The organism is Flavobacterium foetidum, from assembly GCF_004634245.1.
GTDB classification, from domain to species: Bacteria; Bacteroidota; Bacteroidia; order Flavobacteriales; family Flavobacteriaceae; genus Flavobacterium; species Flavobacterium foetidum.
This window is the reverse complement of the sequence record NZ_SJTF01000001.1, coordinates 540,635-548,328: the sequence shown is the minus strand read 5'-3', so window position 1 is coordinate 548,328 and position 7,694 is coordinate 540,635. Positions and strand designations below refer to the sequence as shown.

The 7,694-nt window shown below is 37.3% G+C and carries 6 protein-coding genes; 2 read left to right on the top strand and 4 right to left on the bottom strand.

Annotated features, from left to right (window positions below; translation table 11 throughout):
• Positions 1-539: 539 nt before the first annotated feature.
• On the bottom strand, positions 540-3,671 hold the full coding sequence (locus E0W73_RS02380) for an efflux RND transporter permease subunit (RefSeq protein ID WP_135220482.1): 3,132 nt from the start codon (positions 3,669-3,671) through the stop codon (positions 540-542).
• 108 nt (positions 3,672-3,779) lie between these two features.
• Positions 3,780-4,103, bottom strand: coding sequence for a DUF6660 family protein (locus tag E0W73_RS02375; RefSeq protein WP_244248418.1), 324 nt, complete (start codon positions 4,101-4,103; stop codon positions 3,780-3,782).
• Between the two features lie 308 nt (positions 4,104-4,411).
• Here E0W73_RS02375 and E0W73_RS02370 point away from each other — a divergent pair, with 308 nt between their 5' ends.
• Both E0W73_RS02370 and E0W73_RS02365 read left to right on the top strand, forming a co-directional pair.
• The gene (locus E0W73_RS02370; RefSeq protein WP_135220481.1) at positions 4,412-5,533 is read left to right on the top strand and encodes a hypothetical protein; all 1,122 of its coding nucleotides are present in this window, start codon (positions 4,412-4,414) and stop codon (positions 5,531-5,533) included.
• Between the two features lie 11 nt (positions 5,534-5,544).
• Positions 5,545-6,303 carry a porin family protein gene (locus tag E0W73_RS02365; protein WP_135220480.1) on the top strand — a complete coding sequence of 253 codons (759 nt, stop codon included), beginning with the start codon at positions 5,545-5,547 and terminating at the stop codon, positions 6,301-6,303.
• A gap of 17 nt (positions 6,304-6,320) precedes the next feature.
• Here E0W73_RS02365 and E0W73_RS02360 read toward each other — a convergent pair whose 3' ends face one another.
• Both E0W73_RS02360 and E0W73_RS02355 read right to left on the bottom strand, forming a co-directional pair.
• Positions 6,321-6,902, bottom strand: a complete 582-nt coding sequence (locus tag E0W73_RS02360) for a chemotaxis protein CheB (RefSeq protein ID WP_135220479.1) — start codon at positions 6,900-6,902, stop codon at positions 6,321-6,323.
• Entirely contained in the window at positions 6,884-7,693 is an 810-nt protein-coding gene (locus E0W73_RS02355; protein WP_135220478.1) for a CheR family methyltransferase, read from the bottom strand. Before E0W73_RS02355 ends, E0W73_RS02360 begins: the two co-directional genes overlap by 19 nt.
• Position 7,694: the final 1 nt, after the last annotated feature.

Here is a 7,694-nt window from a genome sequence, read left to right as displayed (position 1 = left end):
AGATAAACGCAGATTATTTTTTTTAATTAAATCTGCAGAATCTGCTAAAATCTGCAGAATCTGCGTGAAAATCTTTTAAATTGACAATTTAGTTCACGCAGATCTAAAAAGATTTAAGCAGATAAACGCAGATTATTTTTTTTAATTAAATCTGCAGAATCTGCTAAAATCTGCAGAATCTGCGTGAAAATCTTTTTTTGTCTCTCGCAGATCTTGCAGATTGAGCAGATTTTTTTTATCTATTTTTTAATCTGCCATATCTGCGTAATCTGCGAGAGATTCTTTTAAATTGACAATTTAGTTCACGCAGATCTAAAAAGATTTACGCAGATAAACGCAGATTATTTTTTTTAATTTAAATCTGCAGAATCTGCTAAAATCTGCAGAATCTGCGTGAAAATCTTTTTTTGTCTCTCGCAGATTTGGCAGATTGAGCAGATTTTTTTGAATCTTTTTAAATCATCTGCTAGATCTGCATAATCTGCGAGAAAAATTTATTTTCTACACACAGTAAAATATTATCTAATTATCAAATTCTCTCATTTTCTAATTAAATCTTTGCGGTTAAACCCACTTTCCAATAGTAAATACAAAATCGGTAAAACGATTAAGGTCAATAAAGTGGCTGAGACTAAACCACCTATTACTACAGTTGCTAAAGGTTTTTGCACTTCCGCTCCGCCGCTTGTGGATAATGCCATTGGCAAAAATCCTAATGAAGCAACCGCTGCCGTCATTAAAACGGGACGCAATCTAGTTTTGGTTCCAATGATGATTCTCTGAAACGCATCTGAAATTCCTTCTGATTTTAATTGATTGAAATACGAAATCAGAACAATTCCATTGAGAACCGCAATTCCGAATAAGGCGATAAATCCGATTCCTGCCGAAATACTAAACGGCATTCCTCTCAGCGAAAGCGCAAAAACACCTCCAATCGCCGATAACGGAATCGCAGTAAAAATCAGCAAAGCTTGTTTCATACTTTTGAATGTAAAATACAGTAAAACTAAAATCAGCCCCAACGCAATTGGCAAAGCAACCGAAAGTCTTTTGGAAGCTTCGATTAAGTTTTCGAATTGTCCTCCGTAAGTCACATAATAACCCGCTGGAAGCTTGAAACTTTTATCCAGTTTTTGCTGAATTTCTTCGACAACACTTTTAATATCTCGTCCACGGACATTTAAACCAACCGTAATTCTTCGTTTTCCGTCTTCGCGGATGACCTGCACAGGACCTTGTTCGTAATCAATAGAAGCGACTTGCGAAAGCGGTACCTGCTGACCGTTTGGAAGCGGAATAAACAAATTGCTCACATCGGTAATATCAGCACGGTTATTTTCATCCATTCTGACTACAACATCAAATCTTTTGCTTTCGTCATAAATTTTTCCAGCCACTTCTCCAGCAAAAGAAGAGCGGATAATTTGATTGATATCCGAAATATTAAGTCCGTACAGCGCTATTTTATCGTAGTCGTACTTCACGGTAATCTGTGGCAAGCCTGTAACTTTATCCGCTTTTAGATCACCGATTCCATCAATGCCTTTTATTTTCGAAATCAGTTCGGTTGCTTTGGCGTCCAGAATTTCCAAATCATCACCAAAGATTTTAATCGCAATATCAGATCGGCTTCCAGTCATTAACTCGTTAAAACGCATCTGGATAGGCTGCGAAATTTCGATATTCGCTCCCGGAATAATCTCCATTTCCTTTTTCATCGCATTGGCAATTTCTTCCCAATTATGGTATTTTCCTTTCCATTCTTTTTTGTCTTTCAAAACAATAATCAAATCACCGCTTTCTATCGGCATTGGGTCGGTCGGGATTTCACCACTTCCGATTTTAGTCACGATGGTTTTGATTTCTGGAAATTTGGCTTTTAGAATCTGCTCGTATTTGGTAGCAGTTTCGACCATCTGCGTAAGCGAACTTCCTGTCATAATCGTAGCGTTGATTGCCAAATCACCTTCTTCGATAGTTGGAATGAATTCGCCACCCATATTCTGAAAAACAACAAACGCAAAAGCGAATAATCCAACGGCAACAGGAAGCACCACTTTTTTAAACGTTAAAGCTTTTCTCAATAAGGGCGTGTAACGGCTTTCTAACCAAGCAATCATTCGGTCACTAAAGTTTTCTTGGTGTTCTGTCTTTTTAGAAAGAAACAAAGCACTCATCATCGGAATATAAGTTAGCGAAAGAATAAATGCTCCAATAATGGCAAAACCAACCGTCATGGCCATTGGCTTGAACATTTTTCCTTCTGTTCCAATCAAAGCCAAAATTGGCAGATATACAATCAGAATGATGATTTCGCCAAAAGCGGCGCTATTTCTAATTTTCGAAGCCGAATTATAGACTTCTTCGTCCATTTCTTTCTGTGTGAGCTCTTTTTCGTTTTTGAATTGCTGCAAATGGTGCATCGTGGCTTCTACGATAATAACGGCTCCATCGACTATGATTCCGAAATCTATAGCACCCAAACTCATTAGGTTTCCGCTTACGCCAAAGGCATTCATCAAAATGACAGCAAACAGCATGGCAAGCGGAATAACCGAAGCCACAATTAATCCTGCACGAAGATTTCCTAAAAATAAAATCAAAACAAAAATTACAATCAACGCCCCTTCCAATAAATTTTTAGCTACGGTTCTTATGGAATTGTCTACGAGTTTTCCTCTATCAATAAAAGCTTCGGCAACAACTCCTTCTGGAAGGCTTTTGTTGATTTGTTCCATTTTTTCATGAATTCTATCCACTACAGCACTTGAGTTTTCTCCTTTTAACATCAAAACCAAACCGGAAACAATTTCTCCTTTTCCGTCTTTTGTAGAGGCTCCGTATCGCAACGCAACGCCTTCGCGAACCTGCGCTACATTTCGAACCAAAACAGGCGAACCGTTTCTGTTTTTTACTACTACATTTTCAAGGTCTTTGATTCCTTTTGCCATTCCGACACCACGAATGAAATAGGTGTATTGGTCTTTTTCGATATAGGCTCCTCCCGTATTTTGATTGTTTTTTTCTAGCGCATCAAAAATTTCGGTGATTGTAACTCCTAAACTGTTAAGCATATTTGGGTTTACGGCGATTTCATATTGTTTGAGCTTACCGCCCCAAGCACTTACTTCTGCAACACCACGAACGCCTTGCAATTGCGGAATAATAATCCAATCCTGAATAGTTCTTAATTCTATCGCACTGTATTTGTTTTCATAGCCTTTTTTGGCATAAACGTCGTATTGGTAAATTTCTCCCAAACCTGTTGAAATTGGCGCCAATTCGGGAGAATTGACATAATCTGGAATATTTTCTTCGGCTTGTTTTAAACGTTGAAATATTTGTTCACGAGCCCAATAAATGTCGACTCCTTCTTCAAAAACAACGGTAACAACCGATAATCCGAAACGTGAAATACTACGGAGCTCTATCACATCTGGAACTGTTTTAACAGCTCTCTCTAACGGATAAGTAATTAATTGCTCCACTTCCTGACTTGCCAATGTAGGTGCAGTCGTAATAATCTGAACCTGATTATTGGTTACATCTGGCAGGGCATCGAGCGGTAATTTTTTAAGCGAATAGCTTCCCCAAGCTATTAAAACAAAGGTAAATAATAGTACTACGAATTTGTTTCGTATACTAAACTGAATGATTTTATCTAACATTTGAATCTATAATGACGTGAGAAATTAGACAAGTAAATTGTCTGCAAATGTGTGGAAAGTCCACAACTCTCTCGCCCGTTTTCGATTTTTATCGAACAGGCATAATCATTATATTATTTGAGGGGGTTGCCAAATGCTTCCGTAGAAATCGGAAAAAAAAACAGAATTGTAGCTTGGCAACGGTACTGAAATTTGCTTATAAGCTTTAGGAAATTCGAAACTTACAGCAGAATGGTAACTCAAAACCTGAGCACCGCAACAATTACAGGCACAAAACGGAGAACATAAATCATTTTCCTTATCGTGCGAATGATTGTCTTCTGAAGCAAACTGAGCTGTTTTATGCATAGCGCTGTTTACTTCCATATCCGCACAAGGCATATTAGACAATGCCATCAGATAAATTGATAATATGACTGCAATCCATTTCACAAATACAAAAATAGTATTTATTCTTTTACAAAATAGGGAATCGTTCAGAATGATCGGGTTTCAAAAAAAGAGACATCTTAAACCAAAACTGACTGATTTTCTTCTTATTACGAGTTCAATTTCTCAAAAAAACCTAATCAATTAGATTTTTTTAATTAACTTTAACACTAATAAACTCATTATTTTCTATTTACCAGCTCTAAAAACAAATATTCTTATCCACCTGTAAAGCAATGCAATAAGCCGAAATTCATTAGTACACATTTATTTACGCAGTTCGATTAATTAATTTTAAAACACTCTCACAAATGAAATGTAAATCACTAATATCAGCCTTTTTATTCTTATGCAGTTTTCAGATCTCCGCTCAAGTCTACACCGAAAAAATTGTCGGACAAAAAAATCAGGAACTAAAAGACAGTCTTAAAATTGCCGAATATCCTTATGCACTTCCTATTTGGGGAGAAAAAGTAGCTCAAAAAGGATATAAACTTCCCTACTCTGCTGGACTTTCCCTAAATTATTTCTGGCAGGATTCTCAAATCATAATCAGTAATCTTCAAGTGGGCTTTAACAATGGTCCGATGCACAATTTAGATGAAATTGTTCGTTTTGATAAATCTTCTGTAGAAGCTGGAGCATTAACCATACGTCCCGATATCTGGTTGCTTCCGTTTCTGAATATTTACGGCGTTTTTGGAAAATCAAATCCTTCGACAAAAATCAATGCAGGCATTTACATTCCCGATGCCGACAATAACTGGAACGAAGTAGCCAATTTCAGTACAAAAGCCAACTTTAGCGCTACAACATTTGGTTTCGGAATGACGCCAACTATCGGAATTGGCGGTGGCTGGCTGGCTCTTGACATGAATATGGCTTGGACAGATGTGGATGCTTTAGACAAACCTGCTTTTTCGTATGTTTTTGGTCCCCGATTAGGGAAGACTTTCAAATTACGTAAAGCTGATCAAAATATTGCTTTGTGGGTAGGCGGTTTTAGAGTGCATATTTCTGGAAATACAAACGGAAATATTAATTTATCTGAAATTATCGACTTATCGACCGCTCAGGCAAAAGTGGATAATGGTCTGGCAAAAGTCTCTGAAAATCAAGAAAAAGTCGATACTTGGTGGAACGGATTAACTCCTGCAGAACAAAAAAATCCCGGCAATATTGCCAAGCACAATACTGCTAACCGTGCTTTGGAGACTGCTGGGAATTTCCTTTCTACTTTAGATGGCGCTTTGAGTACTGCGAATTCGTCATCGGTGCAGTATTCGCTTCAGAAACGCCCAAAGGATATGTGGAATTTTATCGTTGGCTCGCAATATCAGCTTGACAAACATATTATGTTTAGAGTTGAAGTTGGATTTCTCGGATCCCGCACGCAAGCTTTGGGAGGCATACAATATCGTTTTGGACTTTAAAAACCTATTTTATGAAAAAAGGTTTATGTATAATTCTCGCTTTATTCTTTATAAATCAGGCAAAATCTCAGGTTTTGATATCCTTGATTTTTGGAGATAAACTAAATTCTCCATTCTTAGAATTTGGACTTGAGGGAGGTGTCAATTTCTCTGATATTCAAAACATGGATACTTCGGGAAGCAATGCTGGATTTAATCTTGGCTTTTATTTTGATTTTCGTTCCAAACAAAATCCGGCTTGGATGATAAATACAGGAGTTATAGTAAAATCGCCTATGGGAGCCCGTCATATTCCGATGTACTCTTTAGAGAATCCTGACCTTGACAATACTTTTGCAGGAGGCACAGTAAATAGGGAAATTCGGTATTTTAATGTTCCTATTTTGATTAAGCATCATTTCAAAAGCAACATCTATGTAAAAGCCGGACCTCAACTTGGACTTTTAGCAAAAGCTTTTGATGAATTTAGAATTGAAGTAGACAAAGAAGATGTAGTCTATAAAAAAGACATAAAAGACCAAATTCGCGTAATAGATGCCGGCGTTGCCTTTGGCGCTGGCTACCATTTAAAAGTTGGTTACGGATTAAATATTACGATTCAGTATTATTATGGTTTGGTTCCAGTTATGAAAGGTGACGGTCCTAATGTTTACAACAGATCTCTTTACTTAACGGCGGGAATTCCAATTGGAAAGGGAAAAGCCGCACAAAAAAGAGCTGCAAAAGAAGCCGAAATCAACAAAGTAATTCTTCCAGAAGACGAAGATTGATTCCTTGTATTTGAAAATCAATTTAGGTCTTGTAAAAACTCCAGAATTTCAGGTGCATCGAGAATATAATGAGGTTTAGCGTTAATAACAGCATTTTTGGGCATAAATGACATATCTGCAGAAAGCGGATTCTGAACTATAATAGTCCCCCCAGCTTCCTTTATTGCAATAAGTCCAGCAGTTCCGTCGGAGTTGGAACCCGACAATAATATTCCGACAAGGTTACTTCCGTATATTTCAGCCGCCGACTCAAAAGAAACATCTATGCTTGGCCTGCTGTAATTGATTTTTTCGGAAGTATCCAGCGAAAGCGTTTCACCTTTCTCAAATAATAAATGATAATTCGAGGGTGCTATATAAATAAATCCCGGTAAAAGACGCACCTTGTCTTCTACCTGCTTAACCTCAACTTTTGATTTTAATGTAATAAGATCTTCTAAGGTCTGTTCGTCTGAACTTTTGCGATGTACTACAATCACGACAGCATATGAAATTGGCTGTCGCAGAAAAGGCAGGATTTGAAGCAATGCCTGAAGACTTCCTGCTGAGCCTCCTATAATGACTACTTTACAGTTTTGTTTTATTTTATTTTTCTCCATATTTTCTCTTTATCAAATTGTTTGTATTTGCTTTGAGATATAGAATATTTTATAGTTTCTTTTGTTCCTAATGCCAGAAAACCCAACACAGCGAGACTGTCGTCAAATAACTTAACCACTCTTTTCTGCAGGTTATTATCGAAATAAATCAGAACATTACGGCACAAAATCAAATCAAACTCGTTAAAAGAAGTGTCTGAAACGAGATTGTGTTGCGAGTAAACCATTTTCTCGGCCAGATTTTGATTGAATTTTGCATAACCGTAATTGGCAATATAATAATTTGAAAAGTCTTCCTGTCCGCCAGAATCCCGATAATTATCAGCGTAATCTTTTATCATGCGAAGCGGAAAAATACCGCTTTTGGCAGTTTCTAAGACCGATGCATTTACATCTGTAGCATACAACAGCGATTTGTGCAACAAACCCGCTTCGTAAAGCAGGATTGCCATAGAATATACTTCTTCGCCTGTTGAGCATCCGGCGTGCCAGATGCGTATAAAAGGCTTGGTTCCCAGTAGGGGTAAAATTTCTTTTCTTAAAGTCAAGTAAAATGACGGATCACGAAACATTTCTGTTACGTTGACCGTAATTTCGTCAATCATTCTTCTGCAATATTCCGCATCTGTTCGAACACGGGAAAGGAAATCATGAAAATGCTTAAAACCGTCAAGCTGATAAACCCTGTAAACACGGCGTTTCAGTGAAGCTCTGGAATAACTTCCAAAATCAAATCCATAATATTCATAAACATCATTGATGAGAGTTTCTAGTTCTATATCCTCAATCATA

What these genes read in the sequence shown, in the direction of transcription:
- E0W73_RS02370 (WP_135220481.1), top strand. Translation starts at nt 4,412, where the DNA reads ATGAAATGTAAATCACTAATATCAGCCTTTTTATTCTTATGCAGTTTT.
- E0W73_RS02380 (WP_135220482.1), bottom strand. Translation starts at nt 3,671, where the DNA reads ATGTTAGATAAAATCATTCAGTTTAGTATACGAAACAAATTCGTAGTA.
- E0W73_RS02360 (WP_135220479.1), bottom strand. Translation starts at nt 6,902, where the DNA reads ATGGAGAAAAATAAAATAAAACAAAACTGTAAAGTAGTCATTATAGGA.
- E0W73_RS02355 (WP_135220478.1), bottom strand. Translation starts at nt 7,693, where the DNA reads ATGATTGAGGATATAGAACTAGAAACTCTCATCAATGATGTTTATGAA.
- E0W73_RS02365 (WP_135220480.1), top strand. Translation starts at nt 5,545, where the DNA reads ATGAAAAAAGGTTTATGTATAATTCTCGCTTTATTCTTTATAAATCAG.